The organism is Pseudomonas sp. P1_A1 (assembly GCF_056406935.1).
In genome coordinates this window covers 1-673 of the sequence record NZ_JBFTZE010000047.1, presented here as the reverse complement: position 1 = coordinate 673, position 673 = coordinate 1, and the positions used below count along the sequence as shown (strand labels likewise).

Sequence of the window (673 nt, the reverse complement as noted above, 5' to 3'; positions counted from 1 at the left end):
GATCAACTTACTGATACCATAGGGTTTATGCGCTATCAGGTCAGGTCATTCAATCATCGCTCAGTAATTTATGTAAACGTCGGGGAGGAGCCGCTTGAACCAGAAGAGATCATAGGTTTTAGTGAAGAAGAGGTTTTTTCAGCGGATGAAGTAAAAGTCATTGCTGTTGCGATCCGGGAATACAACAGCACCCGCAAATTGAATTTCGACCAGATGCACTTTGMTTTTTAGACGACGATTATGAATGCGACAAAAGAAGAGATTATCAGTAAGCTGCGTCAGGATATGATCTGCTGGGAGGGTTTCCGCCCCCCGCAGCCGGGAACCGGCAACGACCTCGGACTTGGTGTGGTCGCTGACGCTTTTGCCGACGGTGTGTTTCCGACCGGCGCTATTCACGAGTTCATCAGCAGCAGTCCCGAGGATACTGCCGCGAGCGGCGGTTTTATCGCAGGCCTGGTACAGCGGCTGCTCGCCGGTGGCGGCGCATGCCTTTGGATCAGCTATACACGACGCATCTATCCACCTGCGCTGAAACTATTCGGTTTGGATCCCGACCGGGTCATTTTCCTGGACGTACCGGCACAGAAAGACGTGCTTTGGGTAACCGAAGAAGCGCTGAAGTGTGAAGGTGTAGCCGCTGTCATCTGCGAAACAAAAGATCTCAGTTTTA

The 673-nt window shown here is 51.3% G+C and carries 2 protein-coding genes; both read left to right on the top strand.

The features are described 5' to 3' along the window. A partial coding sequence (locus AC1D2Q_RS29510) for a hypothetical protein (protein ID WP_477815544.1) occupies window positions 1-231 on the top strand: 231 nt, incomplete at its 5' end. A gap of 9 nt (window positions 232-240) precedes the next feature. Continuing rightward, the coding region (locus tag AC1D2Q_RS29505) for an ImuA family protein (RefSeq protein ID WP_477815543.1) at window positions 241-673 on the top strand (433 nt) is incomplete at its 3' end.